Source organism: Acetobacter farinalis (assembly GCF_011516935.1).
GTDB lineage: Bacteria > Pseudomonadota > Alphaproteobacteria > Acetobacterales > Acetobacteraceae > Acetobacter > Acetobacter farinalis.
Genome location: NZ_WOTF01000009.1, coordinates 1 through 24198, shown reverse-complemented (window position 1 = coordinate 24198; position 24198 = coordinate 1). Strand labels below are relative to the sequence as shown.

Below are 24198 nucleotides of genomic sequence, written 5' to 3'. Positions count from 1 at the left end.
CCTTGCCATGGGTTTTGTGCTGTTTCCCGGGGCTGCCCTGCTTTCGGGAATAGCCCTGGGCGGCACAGCCCGGGCCGATGCGCAGAAACCCTCTGCCTCGCCCCGGCCAGTACCCGCAGCCGCAACGCCGCTTGCTCCGGCGGCCCCCGCTCCTGTCCTGCCGCTGCCGAACAGCGCGGCTCTTGTCAAAGGTGCCCTGTATCACCCGGACTGGAAAATGTTCAACGCCGGGAACGCTGCCGCTTCCGGCTTTGGCGTGGTGAATGGCTATGGTCAGGCCCGCTGGGCGGAAGACTGGAGCGCTCTGGCCCGCGCCTCGCAAACCACCCGGAAGAATGACTGGTTCAACCGCCTGAAATATGTGCGACTGAATGACAGCGGCAGCATCTGGATGAGCTTCAGCGGTGAGGAACGGCTGCGCTACATTTTTGAAAACCAACCCCTGCTGGGGCAGGCTGGTAAAACCAATGCCAGCCGTGTACTGCTGCGCAACCAGTATGGGGCGGACCTGCATCTGGGCGAGCATGTCCGCGCCTATGCGGAATTCCTGTATGGCGTGGCGGGTGGCGCCAACACATATGGCTACCAGACCGGTGCGCAACGCGAAAGTCTGGACCTCCAGCAGGGAATTCTGGAATTCAAAGGGCATGCTCTGGGCGCACAAATGGGCGTTATCGGCGGGCGGCAAGTGTTTCTGGATGCACCCGGCTCCATGCAGTCCCCGCGTGATCTGACAAACGTCCAGCAGACATGGGATGGCTTCCGTGGTTATGCCGTGTGGAACCGGTTCCGCATCGACCTGTTTGATTTCATGCAAACCAACAAGCTGCCACAAAAGGTTTTTGCAGACGGCACAAGCTACAACACCCGCCTGTATGGCGCCTATACCTCCACCGCCCTGCCCTCCTTCCGGTTCATGGGCCAGAAAAGCCAGATGTTCGCGGATGTTTTTTTTCTCGGCTACCTGTACGGCGGTGCGGCGGCCTCCATCCCGGCAGCCGCACCCGGCGCTGTGCAGAAAGGCTCTTCCCGCAGGGATAATATCGGCCTGCGGCTGTGGGGCAATATCGGCCCCTTCAGCACCAATCTGACCGGCATTTTTCAGGGCGGTGAATTCCGCCCCGCCAAACCAGACCAGAACACCCGCGCCGTGCGCGCCTATGCGCTTAACGGCACCATTACCTACACGCGGGCGGACTGGGCGGGCAAACCGGGGTTTGGTGTGCAGGCGGACCTGTTCTCCGGCGGGTCTGCCCGCAGTCAGGACGGGGCTGTAGGGACATTTGCAACACCGTTTGTCCCGCTGCCATATTATAATGACCTCTCTCTTTCCCTCACCTCACAAAACCTGATTGGCATTGGGCCTGTTGCCAGCTTCACCCTGCGCCCCACCCTGCACTTAAAGCTGCACGCCCCCTTCTTCTGGCGGGCCAGCACGCAGGACGCCCTCTATGGCGGCAATGGCAAGATCTACACATGGCGGAACAGCCTGCATGGCGGGTTTACGGGGGCCATGCCCTACACCCAACTGTCATGGAACTTTGCCCCGCACTGGGCCTGGACCCATGATATTGAAGGTATTCTCCTCTCACGCGGGATGAGGGATGTCGGCGCAAGAGAGGGGGCTCTTTACATGCAAACCCTCGAATTCAAATTTTAAGGCATAAGGGCAAACCCATGACCACTAAAGACAACATCCTCATTGTCGGCAACGGCATGGTTGGCCATTACTGTGCTGAACAGCTCATCATGCATGGCCTGCATGAAACGCACCAGATTCACGTTTTTGGTGAAGAACGCCACCATGCTTATGACCGTGTTCATCTGACTGATTACATGGTGGGGCAGGATGCACTGGCCCTGCGGCTGCATCAGGAAGATTTTCACACAGCCCACGGTATCACGCTGCACCTGAACACCCGCATCACACAGATTGACAAGGTGGCAAAAACCGTAACGACAGAAAACGGAATTCTTCCCTACAGCACGCTGATTCTCGCAACCGGCTCCCTCCCCTTCGTGCCGCCGGTGCCGGGCAATACCGGCACGGCCGGGCTGGTATACCGCACACTGGAAGATCTGGACCTGATCCGCGCGGCGGCAGAGGGCGCACGGCATGGTACCGTGATTGGCGGCGGCCTTCTGGGGCTGGAAGCCGCCAATGCGCTGAAAGTGCTCGGGCTGGATGTCAGCGTGATCCAGATTGGCACACACCTGATGCCCGCCCAGCTCGATGAAGAGGGGGGCCGCGCCCTGAAACGCCGCATTGAAGCGCTGGGCATTGATGTGCGCGTGCTGCACCAGACACAGGAGATTGTACCCGGCACCACACACCGGCATAAGCTGGTTTTTGCTGATGGCACCACGCTGGATACGGATATGGTGGTCTTCTCCGCAGGGATTCAGCCGCAGGACAATCTGGGCCGCGCCTGCGGGCTGGAAATCGGCCCGCGCGGCGGCATTGTGGTGGATAACCAGTGCCGCACTTCGGAGCGCGATATTTTTGCTGTTGGGGAATGTGCGTTGTGGGAAGGGCAGGTTTTTGGTCTTGTCGCCCCCGGTTACAGCATGGCCCGCACGGTGGCCGCCCTGCTGGCGGGTGAGACCGAGGCGGCCTTTACCGGCGCGGATATGTCCACAAAACTGAAGCTGCAAGGGGTGGATGTCGGCTCCATAGGCGATGCGCAGGGGCGGGAGCCGGGTTCCACCAGCTACCGGTTTATTGGTGAAGCCGATGGATCTTATCGCCGTCTTGTGCTTTCAGCAGATGGAACCCGCATTACCGGCGCTGTTCTGGTTGGTGATAATTCTTATTACGACACTATTTTTCAATATGTGCAAAATGGCATCACGCCCCCGGCGGACCCGGCAGCGCTCATCCTGCCGCGCGGAGAAGGGGTGGAGCTTCTGGGGGCGGACGCCCTGCCGGAAAGTGCTACCATCTGCTCGTGCCATAACGTGACCAAAGGGTCCATCAGTGCGGCTATCGAACACGGATGCACAGACCTCGCCACGCTGAAGAAAGACACAAAGGCCAGTACAGGTTGCGGCGGATGTTCCGCCCTGCTGAAAAGCGTTTTTGAAGCCGAGCTGACCGCGCGCGGCATTACGGTTGACCGCAGCCTGTGCGAACATTTCTCCTACACCCGGCAGGAGCTGTATTCTCTGGTGCGCGTGCATGGCCTTCACAGTTTTGAAGAGCTTATGACACAGTTTGGCAATGGTGGCCTTGGTTGCACGCTCTGCAAGCCTGCCGTGGGCTCCATTCTGGCCTCGGCATGGAACAAACCCATTACGGACCCGCTCTATATCCCCCTTCAGGATACGAACGACACGTTCATGGGCAACATGCAGAAAAACGGCACCTATTCCGTTGTGCCACGCATTGCCGGGGGAGAAATCACGCCGGACAGGCTGATTGTTCTGGGGCAGGTTGCCAAAAAATATAATCTTTATACCAAGATTACCGGTGGCCAGCGTGTGGACCTGTTTGGCGCGCAACTGCACCAGCTCCCTGAAATCTGGACAGAACTGCTCGATGCCGGGTTTGAAACCGGCCACGCATATGGTAAATCAACCCGCACCGTTAAATCCTGCGTGGGCAGCACATGGTGCCGCTATGGTGTGCAGGATAGTGTGGGCAAAGCGCTGGACCTTGAAAACCGGTACAAGGGCCTGCGTTCGCCCCACAAGCTGAAATTCGCCGTGTCCGGCTGCACGCGGGAATGCGCGGAAGCCCAGAGCAAGGATGTGGGAATTATTGCCACTGAAAACGGCTGGAACCTGTATGTCTGCGGCAATGGCGGCATGCGCCCCAGGCATGCAGAACTCTTCGCGACAGATCTGGATTCGGAAACACTGGTCAAATATATTGATCGTTTCCTGATGTTTTATATCAGAACGGCTGACAAACTTCAGAGAACCTCCGTCTGGCGAGAAAATCTGGAAGGCGGTCTGGACTACCTCAAGGATGTTATCATCCATGACAGCCTCGGCATTTGCGCAGAACTGGAACAGCAGATGCAGCATGTGGTGGACACCTATCACTGCGAATGGAAAGACGCGCTGACAGACCGCGAAAAGCTCAAGCGCTTCCGCACCTTTGTCAATGACAGCCGCCCTGACCCCAATATCCGCACAGTGCCCGAGCGCGACCAGATCAGGCCTGCGGAAAACCAACCAGAGCGCCAACAGGATGCAGGCCCTGCGGACTGGACGGACCTGTGCGCGGAAAGTGACCTTGTTCCGGGTTCCGGCGTGGTCGCCCTGTATGAGGATACCCAGATTGCCCTGTTCTATCTGCACGAAAGCCAAGGCAACGGGCGCGTTTTTGCCGTGGATAATCATGACCCTTTCTCCCACGCCAATGTTTTGGGGCGCGGCCTCATGGGAGACCACAAGGGGCAGCCGGTGGTGGCCTCTCCACTCTACAAACAGCACTTCAACCTTGAAGATGGCACCTGTCTGGAAGATGCCGCACACTCCATCCGGGCCTGGCAGGCTCGGCTGCGTGGGGGGCGTGTGGAAATTCGTGCCCGCACGATGACTGCCCCGGCGGAGGCCGTTCTGGCGTAACGCCCATGACGTGTGAGAACATCCGCTCGGTCTGCCCTTATTGCGGTGTGGGCTGCGGCATTGTGCTTGAGGTGGAAAACCGGAAAATTGTCCGGGTGCGGGGTGATGCCGCACACCCGGCCAACAAGGGGCGGCTCTGTACCAAAGGCAGCTCCTGCGATAACCCTGTAACCTCTTCCGCCCGGCTGGAAACAGCCCTGCTCCGGCCAGAGCGTGCAGCCCCCCTCGCTCCGGCCTCCGCAGACGCGGCAATTCAGGAAACCGCCAAGCGCCTGCGGGCTATTCTGGAAACATACGGGCCGGATGCCATTGCTTTGTATGTCTCCGGCCAGATGTCTCTGGAGGCCCAGTACCTCGCCAACAAACTTGTGAAAGGCTATCTCCGCACACGACATATCGAATCCAACTCCCGCCTGTGCATGGCGGCGGCGGGCATGGGGTACAAGCTCTCACTGGGAGCGGATGCCCCGCCTGGCTCCTACGAAGATTTTGACTGTACCAATCTGTTTTTCGTCATCGGGGCGAATATGGCGGATTGTCATCCCATTCTGTTCCTGCGCCTGCTGGACCGCAAGCGCGCAGGTGCAAAACTGATTGTGGTGGACCCACGCCGCACCGCCACAGCTGAAAAAGCGGACCTGTTTTTGCAAATCCGCCCCGGTACGGACCTCGCTTTACTCAACGGTCTGCTCTGGCTGCTGACAGAACTCGGAGCAATTGATACGCCCTTCATTGCTGCCTGCACCACAGGATGGCAGGAGATGCCCGCCTTTCTGGCAGAGTACACGCCAGAACGCGTGGCACGCCTGACAGGCCTTGCGGAGGATGACCTCCGTACAGCCGCCCGCTGGATTGCCGAAGCAGGAGACTGGATGTCTCTGTGGACCATGGGGCTCAACCAAAGCATTTCCGGGGCGTGGCACACCAATGCGCTGTGCAACCTGCATCTGGCCACAGGAGCCATCTGCAAGCCTGGGGCGGGGCCGTTTTCGCTCACCGGCCAGCCCAACGCTATGGGTGGGCGGGAGATGGGCTACATGGGACCCGGCCTGCCCGGCCAGCGCACAGCTCTTGCCGCACAGGACAGGGCTTTTTGCGAAGCCCTGTGGAACCTCTCTCCCGGCACCCTGCGGGACGCCGGCAGCGCGGGCGCGATTGCTATGTTCGAGGAGATGGCCGCAGGGCAGATCAAGGCCTGCTGGATTATCTGCACCAACCCTGTTGCCACCGTGCCCCGGCGCGACACCGTGATTGCCGCCCTTGAAAAAGCCGAGCTTGTGATCGTGCAGGATGCCTATACGGATACAGAAACCGGCCACTATGCCGATATCCTTCTGCCCGCCGCCCTGTGGGCCGAGGCCGATGGCGTGCAGGTGAACTCGGAGCGGACCATGACCCTCGCCCCGCAGGCCGTTCCTCCTCCCGGGGAAGCCCTGCCGGACTGGCAGATTATTGCCCGCGTTGCCTGCGCCATGGGGTTTGAGGACGGTTTTTCCCACAGCTCCGCCTCTGAGGTTTTTGCCGAGGCCAGCCGTTTTGCAAACCCGCAGACAGGGTATGATATTTCCGGCGCAAGCCACGCCCGCCTGCGGGAAGGCCCGATGCAATGGCCCATCTCTGAGCATGATACCGCCACCCGCCACCCCATCCGCTACCGCCCGGACCCGAACGCCCCCCCTGTTTTTGCAACCCCCGATGGCAAGGCCGTGTTTTTCCCGCGCCCATGGATGCCGCGCGCCGAGGAGCCGGATGAAACCTATCCGTTTCTGCTCAACACCGGCCGCCTGCAACACCAGTGGCACACCCTGACCAAAACGGGCCGGGTGGCGCAGCTCAACACGCTTAACCCCGGTCCGTTTGTGGAACTTGCCCCCGAAGATGCCCGGCATCTGGGGCTGGCTGAGGGAGACCCGGTTGAAATCCGCTCCAGCCGAGGCAGCGCAACCGTGCCCGCCCGTCTCTCCACACGCATTGCCCCCGGCACCTGCTTCGCCCCCTTCCACTGGAATGACCGGTTTGGCGCGCAGTTGTGCCTCAACGCGCTGACACCGGATGCGATCGACCCCCTCTCCCTGCAGCCCGGCATCAAACACTGCGCTGTCTCCCTCACCCGCGCCCGCACGGCTCCCCCGGCCGTGCAGGAGAGAACCAAAACCATGCCCACGGACCGCCTTGCCCGCCATCTGGGCCTTGCAGACCACAAGGCACCCCTGTTTTCCGGGGAAAGCGCGCACTGGGTGAGCGGTTTTCTGGAAGGGCTGCGCATGGCCCCGCCAGAAGGCACCCTGCCGGTTATCCCGGCTTCCGCACCCCTTTCAGCTGAACAGGCAACGCACCTGAACGGCGTGCTGGCGGGGCTTTACGCACGCGCGCCCGCCGCGGCACTGGCCACCCCGCTGGCACCCGACCTCGTGGCGGGGTCCTCCGCTCCGGCCCTGACCCTCTGGTGGGCCTCCCAGACCGGCCGCACGGAAGCGCTGGCCGCACAGCTTGCCATCTGGCTGCGTGAAAACGGGCATGACGTCCGTCTGGCGGGGCTGGACCAGTGTGACCCGGCCGCCCTTTCCGGCACAGCCCTGTTCCTTGTTTCCACTTTCGGGGATGGAGACCCACCAGACAACGCCGCCCCCTTCTGGGATGCCGTGCGGCGGCAGGACCTCGCCCTTCCGCCCCTGCATTACGCTGTTCTTGCGCTTGGAGATTCGTCTTACGCCAGCTTCTGCGGGTTTGGCCGTGCGCTGGACGCACGACTGGGCGCGCTGGGTGCCTCCCCCCTGCTCCCGCGTGTGGAGTGTGAACCGGATTATGAAGAGGCTGTAGAAGCCTGGCAGCCCCGCCTGCTCGCCGCGCTGGGTGGCCCTGCGCCCTCTGAAACCGGCCCCGCCCTGCATGCCCCGGCTCTGGCCCCCGGCATTACCCGCACCACCCCCGCTCTGGCACGCATAACCAGCGTGACCCGCCTGACGGGGGAAGACCCGGAAAAGGAAACATGCCATATTGTTCTGGATATTTCCGGAACATCCCTACGCTATACAGCAGGAGATGCGCTGGGCATCTGGCCGCGCAACAGTGAACCTGTGGTGCAGCAGGTTCTGAAAGCCCTTCAGCTTCCAGAACACACGATGCTGACCTTGCGGCGGCAGGGGGCCGTCCCGCTTGGCGAGGCGCTGCGCCGCTGGTTTGACCTCTCCCGCCCCACCCCCGCCCTGCTGGAGCGGCTGGGCCAGGCCGATGGCGGATATCTGCCGGACCTTCTCGGCGCACTGGCCACGGCACCGGCCCCGCAGGAAATCCCGGCCCTGTTCCGCCCGATGCAGCCCCGCCTGTATTCCATTTCCTCCTCCCCCCTTGCCGCACCGGGGCAGGTGCATCTGACTGTTGGCGTCAACCGCACACCATTCCCCGGTGTTTCCTCCACATGGCTTACGGGGCTCACCCCGGGGGAGGAGGTGCCGGTGTTCGGGCAACCCACAACGCACTTCCGCCTGCCTGCGGATGAGACACGGCCTGTCATCATGATTGGGCCGGGCACTGGTATTGCACCCTTCCGCGCCTTTCTGCAGGAACGCGCCGCACGGCAGTCCACCGGCCCCACCTGGCTGTTTTTTGGAGAGCGGCATGAAAGCACCGGCTTTTACTACCGCAAGGAACTGGAAGCTTTTCTGGCCCAAGGCTACCTGACCCGGCTGGATACAGCCTTCTCGCGGGATCAGCCCGAGCGCATTTATGTGCAGGACCGCATGGAGGAACAGGGTGCCCGGCTATGGGACTGGCTGAACCGGGGCGCGTACCTGTATATCTGTGGTGATGCCGCCCGCATGGCGCGGGATGTTGACAGCGCCCTGAAAAGGATTATCGCACATCACGGAAAGGTGAGCTTTGAACAGGCTGACGCCTTTCTGGCAGATCTTGCCCGCGGTGGCCGCTATCTGCGCGATGTGTACTGAACGGGAAGGCCGTTTGCATGAAAGTCCTTCTGGCAGATGAGAACTCCCAGCGCGCCGGAGCCCTGGCGCGCCTGCTGGAGGCGGATACCTCTCTGGAGGTTATCCTGCTGGAGGCCCACACCAGCCTGATGGACGCCGTACGCTCCCACGCGCCCGATATTGTTCTGGTTGATATCAGCCGCGCAGACCGCGATGCACTGGACAGCGTGCGCGCACTCTCTGCCTCCGGTCTAGAGCGGCCTGTGGCCCTGTTTGTTGATGAAGATGATGAAGCCCTGATGGAAGACGCGTTTGCCGCAGGGGTCTGCTCTTACAACGTGCTCGATACACCGGTAAAAAACGTCAAGCCGCTTTTGCGCTCCGCCATTGCGTTGTATGACCGTTTCCGCAAAACAAACGCGGAGCTTCTGGCGGCCCGAAAAACGCTCTCCGACCGTGAAACCATAGATCGCGCCAAATTCCTGTTCATGAAGCAGGAGCGGTGCAGGGAAGAGGATGCCTACCGCTGGTTGCGCAAACAGGCCATGCAGACTTCACGAAAAATTATTGATGTTGCCACAGAGTATCTCGCCCACCATACCAGGACCCCCAAAGCATGAGCACATCCTGCCGTATTGGCCTGCTCCAGCTGGCTGACAGTGCACCAGTGCTTGTAGCCTGTGTGCTGAATATTTTCTCCCGGCACGGGCTGGAGATTGCACCTGTGGTTGTGCCCTCATGGGCCAATATTGCCGATGGGCTGGTCTGGAACGGGTTTGATGGCGCCGTGATGTTTCCGCCCCTTGCCATCATGACCGCACTTGGCCAGCGTGGCCGCGCACTTGACCTGCGGCCTGGCCTGCCCCTCAGCCGGGGCGGAAACATGCTTGTCCTGCGTGGGCAGAAGGCCGAACAGGCTTTGTGGGATGCGGAGCCTGACAAGCACACGGCTTTTAAAAACTGGCAGCAGGCCCTTGGCCGCAGGCCCCGGCTGGGTGTTGTTCACCTGTATTCCACACATTATCTTATTCTGACACGCTTTCTTTCAAAGAACGCCCTCAACCGGGACACAGAAACGGATATTGTCATCATGCCCCCCGCCCGCATGATCGAGGCTCTTGCCGCCGGAGAAATTGACGGGTTCTGCGCCGGGCCTCCATGGGGGGCGGATGCCACCCTGAAAAATCTGGCCTTTGCCGTTGCCGGCTCCGCCTCGACCATGCCGGGGCACCTCGAAAAAATGCTTGTCCTGAAAGAACAATGGAAGGCAGACAATCCGAACGCCGAGGCCCGCCTGCATGCCGCACTGCGTGAGGCCGTGGCACTCTGCAACACACCGGCACAGGCCCCCTTTATCACGGAGCTTCTCAGCGCCCCCATGCAGGATGGCGGGCTGGGTCTGCCCACGGACGCCCTGAAAGCCGTGCTGCCGGGCACAACCTCCACCCCGGATGTCATGGTATTTGATACGGAATCCCAAAGCACAGAGGCCTCCTTTGGGTGGATGCTTGAGGGCATGCAGGCCGAAGGTTGGCTGACGCCCGCCCTGCTGGACACGTTGAAAACGCTCGGCTGGTCTGACCGCCACGGCGCATTTCACACGCCAGCAGAGCGCCCTGCACGGTAATATACTCCAACACATTCCGGCCCTCTTCGTGTCCAAAATGAAATAAAGGGCCGATTTTTGTTTTTGAGCATTTCATACTCTTAATTCCGCGCGTTACAAAGAAATCACGGTCCAGCACACGTTATCTCTATTATTTCATTTTTGAAAAAATAGATGGATCAATACTGATTTATTTCGCTTCCAGCCGGATTTATAATATGCCTTCCGCTCTTTCCCACATACGCACACAGCTTCAGGATATCCGGAAAGCGGCTATGGAACGCCTTGGCGGGGTTATCCTGCACAGTGACCTGCAGGAACGCTATGTAGATTGGCAGCTTCCCGTCCCGCTGGGCCGGAAGCGGCAGGCGCGCCTGCAGACAATCCGCAAGGCCGGCATACTGTTTATCCATGTTCCCAAAAATGCCGGAACGGCCATCTCCCGGGAGCTGTATGGAGCCAGCATGCGGCATGAAACTGTTCGCTATTACATCAGGCACGCGCCCGATCTGGTGCGCACCCTGCCCAGTTTTGCGCTCTGGCGTGACCCGGTGGAGCGCTTTCTTTCAGCCTATGATTTTATCCGCAACGGCGGGGGCAGCCATGTCGCGCTGCATCCCGGCTTTGCCAGGCGGTATGAGGCCATCAAGACACTCGATCAGATGATTGAGTATGTAGAAGGCGCCTCCTCCCTCTATCAGCTTGACCATGTCCTGCGCCCGCAAAGCTGGTACCTTGCAGACCGCAACGGTGACATTGCCGTAAAGATGCTGTTTGACATCAAGGATATTGACCGGATTTATCCTTTCATCCCCTCCCTGCGGGCGGGAGCGATAAAAAAAATCAATACAACACAGAGATTCACCACCGACGCCCTTCCCGCCCAGAAAGAGAAAATTATCTTCCTGTACAAAGAAGATTACAAAATAAAGCACTCCATGAAGCAAATTCACGAGTATTCGCCAAACTGGTCTGGGACGAGGACAATGCAGCCCCGCCCTCTCCTGCCCATATCCCTGCGCCCCGTTTTTGAAGGAGGCCTTTAAACTCCCTTTTCTCACGGAATAAAAAATGTCAGACATGACGTTAATGACACGCACCATGGCCGGACACGGCCTTGACCCACGTTTTCCTCTTGCATCCCTGTGCAGAAACAGCGTCTTAATGAGACTTGCTCAAGGACACGGCTGACACAAGAGAACGCATTTGTCTTCACATACCCCTTCCCTTCCGCACGCATCGTCAGAAGACGCACAGACAGGTATGGCAGGCGCGCACTCTTCCACACACATTCTGGTTGTGGAAGATGACCCTGAAATCCGTGCCCTGTTACAGCGCTACCTGCAAAGGCTGGGGTATGATGTCTCCACAGCGCTCAACCGCGCAGGAATTGATGCTGCACAGCAGCGCAAGCCTGTTGACCTCACCCTGCTTGACCTCATGCTGCCGGATGAAGATGGTCGTACTTTGTGCCAGCACCTCCGACAGACATCGCACACACGCATCATCATGGTCAGCGCCCTGAGTGACAGTCGTGACCGTATTTCGGGGCTTGATCTGGGCGCTGACGATTATGTGACCAAACCGTTTGATCTGGAAGAACTGGCAGCACGCATTCGGGCCGTGCTCAGGCGGCCCCTGTCGGATGCCACCCCGCCTGCCATGCAGACGGCGCAGCATTACCGGTTTGATAACTGGCTGTTTGAACCCGCAAAGCGGGCTTTATACGGCAAAACCGGCGTCCGGGTCGCGCTCACCGGATCTGAAACTGATCTTCTTCTGGCATTCTGCCAGAATATGCACAGGGTTTTCACACGAGCAGAACTTCTGACGCACATGCATGATGATGAAAAGACTGTGGACCCGCGCGCCATTGACCTGCTGATCAGCCGCCTGCGCCGTAAACTGGCGCATGAAGGCCGCCAACTGGAGCTTATCCGCACCATTCGCGGCGGTGGCTATATTTTTGACCCGGATGACACCAAGGCATGAGAGGTTTCCCTCGCCTCTTCCCCCGTACTATTTACGGGCAGATGGTCGCCCTTGTTTCCCTGTGCATGGTGATCACGCTGAGTGTGATCCCTGTTCTGCTCTATGCCTTCCGCCCTCTGATTCCGCCGCCGCTCCCCTCCGGGCCGTGGACCAATATTCTGGCCATTGAAACGGGGATTGAGGCGCTTCAGGCGTCGCTCCCGCAGACACGGGAGGCCGTTGCCCAGAAAATTTCCGGGAACGAGATTACGTTTTCAGTTGGCCAACCCCCGCCCTGCATGGTCGTCCCGACTGACCACATGACAAAATTCCTTCAGACCATGCTGATGTTCAGGGATAATCTGGGCGGCTACACCCTGCTCGCCAAAAGCTGCGCCCCGCGTGAGACTGGCGGCCCCACCGCTCTTCTTTTTCTTCCTCACGACAATATCAGCGTTCTGGTTTACAACACGCCCAACCATCATTTCAGACGCATGATGCGCTGGACCATGCCACTGCTGGCCTCCCTGACCTCACTGCTGACCATTACATTTTCCCTGACATTCTGGAGCATTTGGCACATCAGCCGCCCTTTGCGAAACATTTCTGCACAGGCTGATGCTTTTGGATATGACAGCACCCCGGACCCTCTCCCTGAACACGGACCAACCGAAGTCCGTCGGCTGACACATGCGTTCAACCGCATGCAGGCCCGCATTGCGGCCTCGGCGGAGGAGCGCACCCGCATGCTTATCGCCATCGGGCATGATCTGCGCACGCCTCTCACACGCCTGTTCATGCGGCTGGAACTGGGCGGCGAGGAAGCCTCTCCCGCCGCCATGAAGCATGATCTGACACTGATGAAAAAAATGCTGAACGGCGCATTACATTTCCTGCGCGAGCAGGCGGATGCAGAAAAGGCGGAAGTGATTGACCTCGCCTCTCTTCTGGAAACCCTGTGCCATGAATTCAGTGTGGTCGGGCACACGCTGCACTATTCCGGTCCGGCCCACTTCACCTGCACATGCCAGCCTACCGCACTGGAGCGCGCCTTGAGCAACCTGATTGAAAATGGCCTGAAATACGGGACAGAAGTGCAAATCACCCTTCGGGGTGAACAGCAGCATGCCGTGATTGATATCTGTGATAACGGACCGGGCATTCCCGCGCACAAGCTTGCCGCGGCCCGTCTGCCCTTTTACCGGCTGGACCCGGCCCGCGCAGCAGATGGCGGGCTAGGGCTCGGCCTTTCCATTGCGGATGCCATTATCACCCGCCACAATGGCCAGCTTCAGCTCAGCGCCGCTCAGCCACACGGCCTGCATGCCCGCATCACGCTGCCTTTGGGGAAACGACCTCCCAACGAGGCGATGTAGTCCGAAACCCGTTCATCACAAGGGCCATCAGGCCGCCTGCAAATCCCCTCTCAGGCCCATGTGCATTTTACGGGCTCACTGCTGGAGAGGGCACCTGAGCCGCAGGCACTGTGGAAGATGCCCCGGCGGAGGGCGCAGAAGGCGATGTTGTCGGCACGGAGACCGGGACTGCCACCGGACTGGAGGTAGCCGGAGGCGCGGGCGATCCCGTCGCGGTGGGAGCCGTCACCCAGGCAGGGAGCACACCGGGGGTAGAGGATGCCGGACTGGCAGACGGCACGGACGATGCCGAAGCCGCGGCCACCGGAGCAGATGCCGCGCTGGAAACAGAGGGTGTCGGGCTGGCAGAGGGCGCGGGTGATGCCGGGACTGCCCCCCGCGCAAGCGCCGCGCCGGAAGCAGAAGAGGGCGGGCTCGCAGAGGGCGCGGCCGATGCCGGAACTGTTCCTTGTGCAGGTGTCGACCCGGGAGCCGAGGGGGCCATGCCCGCAGCGGGTGCGGTCGGCACGGATGCCGCCACCGGAGCGGATGCCGTGCCCGGATCAGGCTCCGTTCCTGCAACCGGAGCAGGCATTGCCAGCGGTGGCGCAATGGCCGTATTTTCCGGCACGCCCCCCGCAGCGGAAGCTGATGATTTCGCTGTCTGGCTGCTCTGGGGCTGCAGGAAGGCTGACGTCTTCCAGAAATTTGATGGAGAACCACTCGTGACAGTGCGGCGGGTGCACCCCCGCACAATCGTGGAGCAGACACCATCAGTCCCGATCAGCATGTCGTTGTCACCACTATAGTGAACATCCTGAACCTTGCCATCCACCAGACGAAAATCCGCCACACAGGTTGTGCCATCACCTTCGCCAATATCGCGCACGATGTTTACGACAGACTGAACAGGGATCAGGGTGGAGGATGCCGCCGTGCCGATATTCCGGCCGCGCTGATATTCAAAAATCTTGACGTGAGAGTCGAGCGTCCGTGTTTTCGCGGGAATTCCTGCACAGGCCAGAATGTCTTCTTCCGTCATGCCGATCATGGTGGTTTGTGCTTCATGCGCTGTCACAGACGCATAATAGCCGCAGCCATCCAGCCCCAGCAGCACGGCACACAGCGAAACCCCTGCAACAGATCTTGCAACATGACGCACTACAGACATGTTATCCACAAGCCAACTCTTCCCCACTCAATCCCGGACTGAAACAACTAGCAAATTTCCCGCCCCCTGTCAGCCGGGAGTCCGACCCGCCAGAGAGTGGCTCCGAGACAGACAGGGATGACCGACCAGCGGAGCAAGCCTGTTTGTCCTCACATCCCGTGCAACACAAACGTTTCTTGACAAATTTTTCCCCGGACGATCATCTGAACAGAAGAAATTTCAATATCTTGTGGGCAGGAAAAGAGAAATGCCCTCCGGAAGGATAACCCATGCGCACCTCCCGCCTCCTCCGGGCAACGACCTGCCTGCTGACAGGTTTTTGCCTTGCCCCTCTGGCCTCCCCCAGTCAGGCCTCCCCAAATCCGGCCGCCACCGCGCACAGGCCAGACAAACCCGGAACACTCCTCCAGTCTGAGCCACTCCCCCCAACGCTGAGCCTGCCGGATGCCGCGCGCTCCCTGCGGCTGACTTATCTCTCCACAAACGGCCTTACCGGCAAAGGGCTCGTTCCTGTCACGGAAGAAGTTATTCTCCCCGCAGGCAAAACTCCGGCCGGTGGTTGGCCGATTGTGGCCTGGGCACATGGAACGGTGGGCGTTGCAGACCGCTGCTCTCCCTCCTCCAACCCGTGGTCGGAGCGTAACCGGCAGTATCTGTCCGCATGGATGAAGCGCGGCTTTGCCGTGGTCGGCACTGATTATCAGGGTCTGGGCACCCCCGGCACGCATGCGTATCTGGACACTCGCGTGGAAGCCTACAGTGTGCTGGATGGGGTGCGGACCGCGCTGGCCTCTGTCCCCGGGCTGCAAAACAAGATCATGATTGTTGGCCAATCTCAGGGGGGTGGCGCTGCTTTTGCTTCCGCAGCTTTCGCGCCGGACTATGCTCCGGACCTGAACATCCGCGGCACTGTGGCAACGGGCATTCCGTATATCACGCCCGAACTGTTCCAGACACTCTCCAGCGCTGGCGCAAAGGAAACAGGTTTCAACCCGCTTGTGGTCTACACGCTGTACCTCGCACAGGGGCTGAGCGGGCATGACCCGCACTTTAAACCGGACACTGTCTTTACAGACAAAGCCATGCCCACCTACCGCGCCGCCGCAGAACTGTGCGTTTACCCGCTGACGGACAAAGCCCGTGCGGAAGGCCTGACCATGAGCAATGCCCTGAAACCCGGCTTTGGGCAGGCGCTGGCACCGGCTCTGGCTGCCATGCAATATCCAACCCTGAAGCTGGCCCAGCCACTATTTGTAGGCACGGGAGAGGCTGATCAGGATGTCCCACCCGCTCTCCAGCTTGGTCTGGTCAAGGCGGCGTGTGCCGCAGGAACCGTTGTGCAGGCCCACCTCTATAAAGGGCTGGACCATTCCCAGACCGTTAATGCATCCCTGCCCGATTCAGATGCCTTTACGCAGGCTGTGATGGCCGACCAGCCCGTAACACCGCAGTGCTCGCCTGTTCCGCAATAACCCACACAACACAGAAGGGCAGGGACGTTCTTCCCTGCCCTTCTTCATTTCACAGAGTGTGAGGTCTCAGCATCAGTTTTTTACAGATCCTGCGACATGGTCTGGCCGGATTTCCAACCCTTCAGGACATCTGATGCACAATTTTCATAATCTCGCTCCGTGAGAAATGGCGCCAGAGCGCATAAGCCTCCGCCAGTTCATCCAGCGATACCCCCCGAGAAATCTCGACTGCCATGCCACGCAGAAATGTTGTATTCAGCAGGCGCAGTGTCATGAATTTCTGCTCTGGAAGCCCATTTCGTGTGCCAGACAGCCAGCCTGCCATGAACTGGTCAATTCGAGCCAGAACAGGTTCTGTCGCAGCGGCCAGTTCCGGATCACTCCGGCGGGCCAGCTCGATTTCCACCGTTGCAACAAAATCCGGCCCCTCCGAAACCAGAGACCACATGGCATCCAGCATGGCCTCCACACGCTGCTCCGGCAGCGTCCTGCCCCGCATGGCAAGACGATAAAGCTGCGCGCGCCTGAGAGCATAATGCCGCAGAACCATTGCCATAACCTGAGCTTTTGTCGGGTAATGATGCTGCAAGGCCCCCAGACTCACACCGGCTGTTTTCGCAATGCGCTGGAGGGTAGTGGCGGCATACCCCTGCGTCTGGAGCAGGAGCACCGTTGCTTCAATAATTTTTTTTCGTGTAACAGCACTCCGGTCAGCCTGCGTGCGGCGATGTACCGTGAAAACAGATTTTGACATAAGGAAACACATCACTCTGCTGCAAACATGAAACTGTAACTGATAAAAATATCTTTACAATTTTCTGCGCGAAAAAAAACCCATACACACCAGTCTGGCAGACATTTAAGCCCCCAACAGCGATCATAAAAATATTACCCCGCCAGACAGACCTGAAACCCTGCCTGTTTGCGCCCCGCCTCCTCTTCATGATGCCTTGCCAGAGCCCCTCATCCGCCTATGGTAAAAGGCTCTGCTTTTCAGGCCGACACGACAGACAGGGAGTTCCAGTCCATTGCTCACGCCACAACCCGTTGATACAGCACTGACCCAGGCTGCGGTTTTTCTGGTTCTGACCCTGAACGAAGGGTCTGCCGCCTCCACTCAGGTTCCCGAACTTCTGGCAGATATCTCCTCTCTTGTCCGAGGTGTTGGCTTCCGAATCTCCGATGGCAGGCTGAGCTGCATTACAGGCATCGGATCAGACGCATGGGACCGCCTGTTCGGTGCCCCACGGCCCAAGAACCTGCACCCGTTTCAGGAAATCAACGGTGTGCACCATGCCCCTTCCACGCCGGGGGATCTGCTGTTCCATATCCGCGCGACACGCATGGATCTGTGCTTTGAACTCGCCGCCGCGATTGTCTCCCGACTGGAAGGGGCTGCGACAGTGATTGATGAAGTACATGGATTCAAATATTTCGATTCCCGTGACCTGTTGGGTTTTGTGGATGGCACGGAAAACCCCTCCGGGCAGGCGGCTCTGGCCGCAACCCTCATTGGCGAGGAAGACCCCGCCTTTACCGGCGGAAGCTATGTTATTGTGCAGAAATATCTGCATGATATGAAAAAATGGAATGCCATTCCCACCGAAGTGCAGGAACATATCATTGGCCGGAAAAAGGTCTCTGATATTGAGCTGCAGGAATCCGCCAAGCCCAGCTACGCGCATAATGTTCTCACCAACATTGAAGAAAACGGCCAGCAGCTCCAGATTCTGCGGGACAACATGCCCTTTGGTGAGGTCGGGAAAAGCGAGTTTGGCACGTACTTTATCGGCTACTCCTGCTCCCCCGCACGCACGGAACAGATGCTGCACAACATGTTCGTCGGGAAACCTGCCGGTAATTACGACAGGTTGCTGGATGTCAGCACAGCGGTCACGGGTGTGCTGTTTTTCGTTCCCACATCGGACTTCCTTGACAATGCCGCAGACCGGGCAAGCCAGCCCCACGCGCCTGACGCCTGACACCTGAAAATATCATAACGCCGCATGACGGAGAGCCCGACATGCGGCCCCTGAGGCAGACATCCCTGATGAAGGCAGTTCTGCCTTGCAGGCTCTTCGCCAGGTAATGTCCTGTTTCAAAGCCTGTTTCCTGTTTCGAACGTATTATCGGAACAGTTCTCTCGCTATTTTGAGACTTTCCGCTTATACATAACCATTCCCTTTCATCAGGGATCATACAAGAGCTGTGTTAGGGCCGCTCACCGGGATTTTGCCCCTCCGGTCTATTTCGTCCAGTTACAACCAAGCCGCCTCCGCACTCTTCCTCCCCCTTCAATCTGAACCAGGCCCTTTCGCGGCCCGGCATGCTTTCGAAAAAAGGTGGGAATATCCCTGCTTTAATCGTAGTCAGCTGTTTTATCAAAGGACCTTTCCGTGGTGACCAACAGCTGCAAGATCCTGATGATCTTTCCGCTTTTCAATGCCAATTCGTTCTGGAATTACAAGGAAGCCTGTGATCTGACTGGCGCACGCTATCCGGCGGCGCCCCTTGGCCTTATCACCGTTGCGGCCCTGCTTCCCAAGCACTGGGATGTCAGGCTGATCAACCGCAACACCGAGCTTCTGACGGATGAAGCCTTCGCCTGGGCGGATATGGTGATGACCGGCGGCATGCTTCCCCAGAGGAATGATGCGCTGCATCTCATCGAAATGTGCCGCGCTGCCGGGAAGCCTGTGGTGGTTGGTGGTCCCGATGTGACCTCCAGCCCGGACCTCTATGCTGCGGCGAATTTTCAGGTTCTTGGAGAAGCTGAAGAAATCATGCAGGATTTTGTCACCGCCTGGGAGAAAGGGGAGAGGCAGGGAGTATTCGAGGCCCCGATGGGGAAAACAGACGTTACAAAAAGTCCACTTCCTCGCTTCGATCTTCTGAAGCTTGACCAGTATCTGCATGTCGGCGTGCAGTTCTCACGCGGCTGCCCGTTCAGTTGCGAGTTTTGTGACATTATCGAACTCTATGGCCGGGTGCCGCGCACCAAGACCACAACGCAGGTTCTGGCTGAGCTTGATGCCCTGTATGCCCTCGGCTATCGCGGGCATGTGGATTTTGTTGATGATAATCTGATTGGCAACAAGAAGGCCCTTAAACTCTTCCTGCCCGAGCTGAAACGCTGGCAGACGGAAAAGAATTTTCCATTCGAGTTTTCAACAGAAGCCTCCATCAATCTCGCTGACGATGCCGATCTGCTGCACTCTCTTGCCGACAGTAATTTCTTCGCGATTTTTGTCGGGATCGAAAGTCCGGATACGGACACTCTGATCATGACGCAGAAGAAGCAGAATACGCGCCGCAGCCTGCAACAAAGCATTACGACCATTCACAATGCCGGAATTTTTGTGAATGCCGGGTTTATTGTCGGCTTTGACAGTGAAAAAGGCAATGTTGCCTCGGGCATGATCGACTGTATTGAAGATACGTCCATCCCGGTCTGTATGGTGGGCCTGCTGTACGCCCTGCCCACAACGCAGCTCACCCGCCGCCTGCTGGCGGAAGGTCGCCTTTTTGCGGGGGGCGAGCAGACACAATCAGGAGACCAGTGCACGGCCGGGCTGAACTTCGAGACCATGCGCCCCCGCCGGGATGTGCTGGATGATTACCGAATGGTGCTCAAAGCCATTTATGAACCCTCTGCCTATTTTGACCGTGTGCGCAGACTGGGCCGGATGCTCAAGCGCACGCGCACGCACCGGATGATCAAGGGGGATCTGCGCAGTTTCCTGCGGCTGCTCTTCCGGATCAACCGCGCAGGGCCCGGAACAGCACGCCACTTCTGGCGCATGCTGCTGGACTGCGCTCTGCATAACCCCAAGGCGCTGCCCTACGTGGTCATGACAAGCGCGCTCTACCTGCATCTCGGCCCATTTTCACGCCAGGTTGTCCGCGAGATTGATCAGGAAATCGCCACGATTGATCAGGGGCACTGGCAGAAGCCGCCGCTGCAGGAAAAACCCGCTGAATTAGTGCTGCAGCCCGCCTGAGCACGCTCCGCCGGCCAAGCACACCCGCGCAGAGAGGCTACCCTTCTTTCACCAGTGTAAGAAGGGTGTCACGGAGCCAGCAGGATGCAGGGTCTCTGTGGCTGCGGGCTGACCACACCAGAGACACAGCGGGCACACGCAGGGCAAATGGAACAGGCCGTGTAACCAGACCAAAATGCCCCGCATACTGGCTGGCAACACCATCAGGCAGGGTGGCGATAACGGGAGCCGAGGCGGCTGTGGCCAGAGCAGTGAGAAAGTCCGACGTAGCCAGAACAACATTCAGTTCCTTACCCGCCTGTTTCAGGGCGTCTGAAAGGCAGCCCTGAATGTCGTCCTTCATGGTCATCAGGACATGAGGCAGGGTTGTGTAGAGTTCCTCAGTCAGGTCAAAACCCGGCTCCATGCGTGCGGGATTGAAGCAGCACACAAGGGATTGCTCATACAGCACTGTGCCGTGATAGCGCTCCAGATCAAAATCAAAACACCCGACAGCACTATCGAGAGCGCCCGTATCCAGCAGTGTATGCGCATCCCCTCTGGACACATGCCGTCCCAACAGCCGGATTCCGGGAGCCTGCTGCTGAAGGCAGGCTATGAGCCTCGGCATCACGGAGACTTCCAGATCTGCTGAAAAGCCAAGCCGGAACACCCGCTGCTCCGTGCCGGGGCAGAATGTGTCCTGAGGCGCCAGAAGCCCCTGCACCTGCTGGAGCAGGGTCTGGACTCCGGGAGCCATTGCCAGCGCCTTGGCCGTTGGCTGCATGACAGACCCTGTCCGGACCAGGAGTTCATCATCCAGAAGCAGTCTCAGCGTTGCCAGAGCGTGGCTCATGGCAGGCTGCTGAATTTTCAATCGTGCCGCTGCCCGGGTGACACTGCGCTCTGTCATCAACGCATCAAAGGTCACGAGCAGATTCAGATCAAAGGACTTCAGATTGAAATGATCAATTGATCTCATTATCCATATCGATTTGTTTGATAGACTGCGGCATCCTAACCTTGCGGGTGACATCCGGCAATCAGAAAGGATTTCCTCCATGGTCAATGCCTTCACAGTCGGAAAGGCAGAGATTACCTGCATTCCCGAACTGCGGTGGGATAATGCGGACCCATACCGGCTTTATCCTGACCTTGACCCCGCAGCGTTTGAAACCTACGCGCCCAGACTCTCCCCCGGCTCCTATAATGCCACCACCGGCAAACTGGCTCAGGGCACGCATGCGTGGCTGGTCAGAATGCCGGGCAGAACCATTCTGGTGGATACCGCGACAGGAAACGACAAGCCCCTGCCCGCGGCTCCCCTTATGGATCACCTCCATATTCCCTTTCTGGAGCGCCTTGCCGCCGCAGGCGTTCTACCGGAAGAGGTGGATTACGTGCTGCACACCCATATCCATGCGGACCATGTGGGATGGAACACCCGCCTGCAGAACGGCGTATGGGTTCCTACCTTCCCCAATGCACGGCACATCTTTTCTGAAATTGAAGCCCGATACGGTGCCGATACGGATGAAATCGACCCCGCCCCGGACCTCCCCCCGGACATTCTGGGGCCACGGGACCACCGCCCCCTGCCCCGCGTGTACACAGACAGCGTGCTGCCGGTTATCACATCCGGGCTGGCACAGATGATCAAAGTGGACACAACAGACGCTATCGAAGGATTTTCCTTTCACCCCACACCGGGCCACAGCATTGACCACGCCTCCATCAGGCTGCGGTCAGACGATGCGGAAGCGTGGTTCACGGGGGATATTCTGCACCACCCTCTGCAAGTCTATCTCCCTGATCTGCGCTCGCGTTATTGCGAGTTCATCAAACCTGCCGAGCACTCACGCCGCTGGCTTCTGGAAGAAGTCGCTCGTTCTGGCTGCCTGTGCTTCACCCCGCATTTTGCCGAAAGCAGCGCAGGCTACGTGCGCCGGAACGGTGCTGACTATCACTGGGAATTTGCAACCCCTGGAAAAGGAGAAGGTTAATGACCGCCCTTCAGACTGAAAATTTTCATATCCCTAGCGATACTGCCGACATTACTCTGCATATACGGCGCAAATTCCGACCGGACATCGCTCATTTTGGCCCTGAGCGGACCATCGTGCTGACACATGGCGCAACGCTGCCAGCCGAGAGCCTGTTTGACGTGCCTGTGGGCCGAGGCGCGTTCATGGATATTCTGGCGCAGGCCGGGTTTGACGTCTACGCATTGAATGTGCGGGGCTTCGGGGGCTCCAGCAGGCCTGCGGGCATGAATGGCGCCCCGGAGGACGCCCCGCCTCAGGTTCGGACCGAAACGGCCGTTCAGGATCTCGGCGCGGCTGTTGCGCATATTCTGGCAGAACGCAGTCTCCCCCGCCTGTGTCTGATTGGTATGTCATGGGGCGGTACGGTGGCTGGCACCTATACATCCCGGAACAATGACAAAATCGAAAAACTTGTTCTGATTGCACCACAATGGATTAATAATGGTGTGTCCCGCCTGGACCCCGGTGGACCGCTGAAGGCATATAGAGCGTTCAATGTTCATGCCTTCAAGGAAAGATGGCTTCAGGGCCTCTCCGCCCCCATGCGGGATAAGCTCCTTCCCCCCGGCTGGTTTGAGAAATGGGCGGATATCATCCTGAAAAGTGACCCGGCGGAGAAGGACGGCATCATCCGCGCTCCGGGTGGTGTGATTCAGGATGTCCGGGAATACTGGTCTGCCGGAAAAGCCTTTTATAACCCTCAGGAGATTGAAGTCCCGGTTCTCCTTCTCCATGCCGAATGGGACAGGGATGTCGTGACGGATCAGATGAAGGATCTGTTCAGCCGCCTCCAGAATGCGCGCTTCCGCCGCTGGGTCGAAATTGGTGAAGGAACGCATATGGTCGTCATGGAAACGGGCCGAGAGCAGGTTCTTGCAGAAATCGGACTGTTTCTTCAGTAAGGCTGTTTCTTCAATAAATAGTGCCTGCCTGCAAAAGGGCAGGCATCTCACGCCCTCCAGAATGCAGCCGCTTCCAGCTTCACGCTGGAACGGCCTCTGCTGCTTGTGGATTTCCTATGCTGTAGGGCCCACCTGCCCGGACATCGAAGGAGAGAATGCCCATAGCACCCTGAGCACTCTCTTCCAGAGGCAGGAGGGCCCGTCCATTTGTCCAGGCACACCCCGAGAGGCTGGGCTCATACCAGCCATCCGGCTGTATCTTCTCAAGAAAAACCCTCACGTTTACAGGTCTTTTATCCCTCGCAAAGGTCATATTCCCCACAAACACGCCCAGAACCCGCTGATCTCCTACCACTGGACCGAACACATCTACCGGCCGCATCACGCGGGACATGATCCGGACGTGCCGGGTGCGGGCTGGAAGCATGAAGCTGTATCGCACGCCTTCCCGCCGCATTGGTCGGATGACAGCGCCGGTATTGCTGAGCAAATGCACATCGGGGTCCGTTGGGATGAGGCAGCGTCCACTCATCGCACACACCCCTGAAAAATCATGTATCTACCAGAGGCGTTTCTGAGAAAGACTTCCAGAAACTGTTCATTCTCAGCCATCATTCTGCCTCCCGGACAAACCGGGCTTTCATACCAAACACTCAAACTGAGCCTTGATAGGCAGACATGAAAGAAGGTGCCAGCCTTTTTACAGACTGGCACCTTCACATTTCAGGCGGAGTGACGCAGGGCCGCAGGAGTCTGCACAGGGGCCGCGCTATACTGCTCGGCAGGCACAGCCGTGATGGTCAGCATTCCCATGACACCACCTGTCTGGGCCGCCAGCGGCAGCAGGGCATTGCCCTTTGTCCAGACATAGCCGGAATTGCCCGCGGCATCATGCCAGCCCTCGGAAGCCCCGCCATCCAGATGCGTGGTGATCTGGTGACGCTGGTTGCTACCCGTGAAGCAGATCGCCCCGACGGCAACCCCCAGAGAACGGCGGTCATCCACAAACGGACCAATGACCTCGCTCGGGCGGCTGACACGGGAGACAATCCGGACAGAGTCCACGCCTGCGGGCAGCATGAAGCTGGAGGGATCGAAGAACCGTTGATTGATGTGCTTGGCCAGTAATTTCTGGGTTTTGGCGATTTGATTGACGGTTTTCTGGAGAGCTTTTGATCTGCGTTTTGAGCAGATC

Annotated in this window: 17 protein-coding genes and 1 pseudogene; 13 read left to right on the top strand and 5 right to left on the bottom strand. The window is 58.8% G+C overall.

Annotation, left to right across the window (positions count from 1 at the left end; all coding sequences use genetic code 11):
• The first annotated feature begins 7 nt into the window (after positions 1-7).
• From GOB82_RS08775 to GOB82_RS08740, 8 genes are all read left to right on the top strand, one after another.
• Positions 8-1660, top strand: a complete 1653-nt coding sequence (locus tag GOB82_RS08775) for an alginate export family protein (protein ID WP_166122263.1) — start codon at positions 8-10, stop codon at positions 1658-1660.
• A gap of 17 nt (positions 1661-1677) precedes the next feature.
• Positions 1678-4575: a nitrite reductase large subunit NirB gene (nirB, locus tag GOB82_RS08770; protein WP_166122197.1), complete on the top strand. Its 2898-nt coding sequence runs from the start codon at positions 1678-1680 to the stop codon at positions 4573-4575.
• A 5-nt stretch (positions 4576-4580) separates the two neighbouring features.
• Positions 4581-8522 carry a bifunctional nitrate reductase/sulfite reductase flavoprotein subunit alpha gene (locus GOB82_RS08765; RefSeq protein ID WP_166122195.1) on the top strand — a complete coding sequence of 1314 codons (3942 nt, stop codon included), beginning with the start codon at positions 4581-4583 and terminating at the stop codon, positions 8520-8522.
• A gap of 17 nt (positions 8523-8539) precedes the next feature.
• Entirely contained in the window at positions 8540-9121 is a 582-nt protein-coding gene (locus GOB82_RS08760; RefSeq protein ID WP_166122193.1) for an ANTAR domain-containing response regulator, read from the top strand.
• Positions 9118-10128, top strand: coding sequence for an ABC transporter substrate-binding protein (locus GOB82_RS08755; RefSeq protein ID WP_166122191.1), 1011 nt, complete (start codon positions 9118-9120; stop codon positions 10126-10128). Before GOB82_RS08760 ends, GOB82_RS08755 begins: the two co-directional genes overlap by 4 nt.
• A gap of 197 nt (positions 10129-10325) precedes the next feature.
• Positions 10326-11153: a sulfotransferase family protein gene (locus GOB82_RS08750; protein ID WP_166122190.1), complete on the top strand. Its 828-nt coding sequence runs from the start codon at positions 10326-10328 to the stop codon at positions 11151-11153.
• 160 nt (positions 11154-11313) lie between these two features.
• A complete protein-coding gene (locus GOB82_RS08745) occupies positions 11314-12099 on the top strand; it encodes a response regulator transcription factor (protein ID WP_242007297.1) in 786 nt (261 codons plus the stop codon).
• Positions 12096-13454, top strand: coding sequence for an ATP-binding protein (locus tag GOB82_RS08740; RefSeq protein WP_242007296.1), 1359 nt, complete (start codon positions 12096-12098; stop codon positions 13452-13454). The genes GOB82_RS08745 and GOB82_RS08740 overlap by 4 nt, the downstream gene beginning before the upstream one ends.
• Positions 13455-13521: 67 nt before the next feature.
• Here GOB82_RS08740 and GOB82_RS08735 read toward each other — a convergent pair whose 3' ends face one another.
• Positions 13522-14604: a hypothetical protein gene (locus tag GOB82_RS08735; RefSeq protein ID WP_166122188.1), complete on the bottom strand. Its 1083-nt coding sequence runs from the start codon at positions 14602-14604 to the stop codon at positions 13522-13524.
• A 269-nt stretch (positions 14605-14873) separates the two neighbouring features.
• Between GOB82_RS08735 and GOB82_RS08730 the strand changes: the two genes are divergently transcribed.
• Positions 14874-16076, top strand: coding sequence for a lipase family protein (locus GOB82_RS08730; protein ID WP_166122186.1), 1203 nt, complete (start codon positions 14874-14876; stop codon positions 16074-16076).
• Positions 16077-16197: 121 nt separating this feature from the next.
• Here GOB82_RS08730 and GOB82_RS08725 read toward each other — a convergent pair whose 3' ends face one another.
• Complete coding sequence (locus tag GOB82_RS08725) at positions 16198-16830, bottom strand: TetR/AcrR family transcriptional regulator (protein WP_242007295.1); 633 nt, start codon at positions 16828-16830, stop codon at positions 16198-16200.
• A 274-nt stretch (positions 16831-17104) separates the two neighbouring features.
• On the opposite strand from GOB82_RS08725, the gene GOB82_RS08720 reads away from it, so the two are divergent.
• Together GOB82_RS08720 and GOB82_RS08715 are read left to right on the top strand one after the other, a co-directional pair.
• Entirely contained in the window at positions 17105-18058 is a 954-nt protein-coding gene (locus tag GOB82_RS08720; protein WP_166122184.1) for a Dyp-type peroxidase, read from the top strand.
• 414 nt (positions 18059-18472) lie between these two features.
• A complete protein-coding gene (locus GOB82_RS08715; protein WP_265794533.1) occupies positions 18473-20077 on the top strand; it encodes a B12-binding domain-containing radical SAM protein in 1605 nt (534 codons plus the stop codon).
• A 37-nt stretch (positions 20078-20114) separates the two neighbouring features.
• Here the strand turns inward: GOB82_RS08715 and GOB82_RS08710 are convergent, their stop codons facing one another.
• Complete coding sequence (locus GOB82_RS08710; RefSeq protein WP_166122182.1) at positions 20115-21038, bottom strand: LysR family transcriptional regulator; 924 nt, start codon at positions 21036-21038, stop codon at positions 20115-20117.
• A gap of 79 nt (positions 21039-21117) precedes the next feature.
• On the opposite strand from GOB82_RS08710, the gene GOB82_RS08705 reads away from it, so the two are divergent.
• The gene (locus tag GOB82_RS08705; protein WP_166122180.1) at positions 21118-22059 is read left to right on the top strand and encodes an MBL fold metallo-hydrolase; all 942 of its coding nucleotides are present in this window, start codon (positions 21118-21120) and stop codon (positions 22057-22059) included.
• Positions 22059-23003, top strand: coding sequence for an alpha/beta hydrolase (locus GOB82_RS08700; RefSeq protein ID WP_166122178.1), 945 nt, complete (start codon positions 22059-22061; stop codon positions 23001-23003). The genes GOB82_RS08705 and GOB82_RS08700 overlap by 1 nt, the downstream gene beginning before the upstream one ends.
• Before the next feature lie 79 nt (positions 23004-23082).
• Here GOB82_RS08700 and GOB82_RS08695 read toward each other — a convergent pair whose 3' ends face one another.
• A complete protein-coding gene (locus GOB82_RS08695) occupies positions 23083-23535 on the bottom strand; it encodes a hypothetical protein (protein ID WP_166122176.1) in 453 nt (150 codons plus the stop codon).
• Between the two features lie 191 nt (positions 23536-23726).
• Positions 23727-24198 (bottom strand): annotated as a pseudogene (locus tag GOB82_RS08690) (hypothetical protein); the annotation flags it as partial.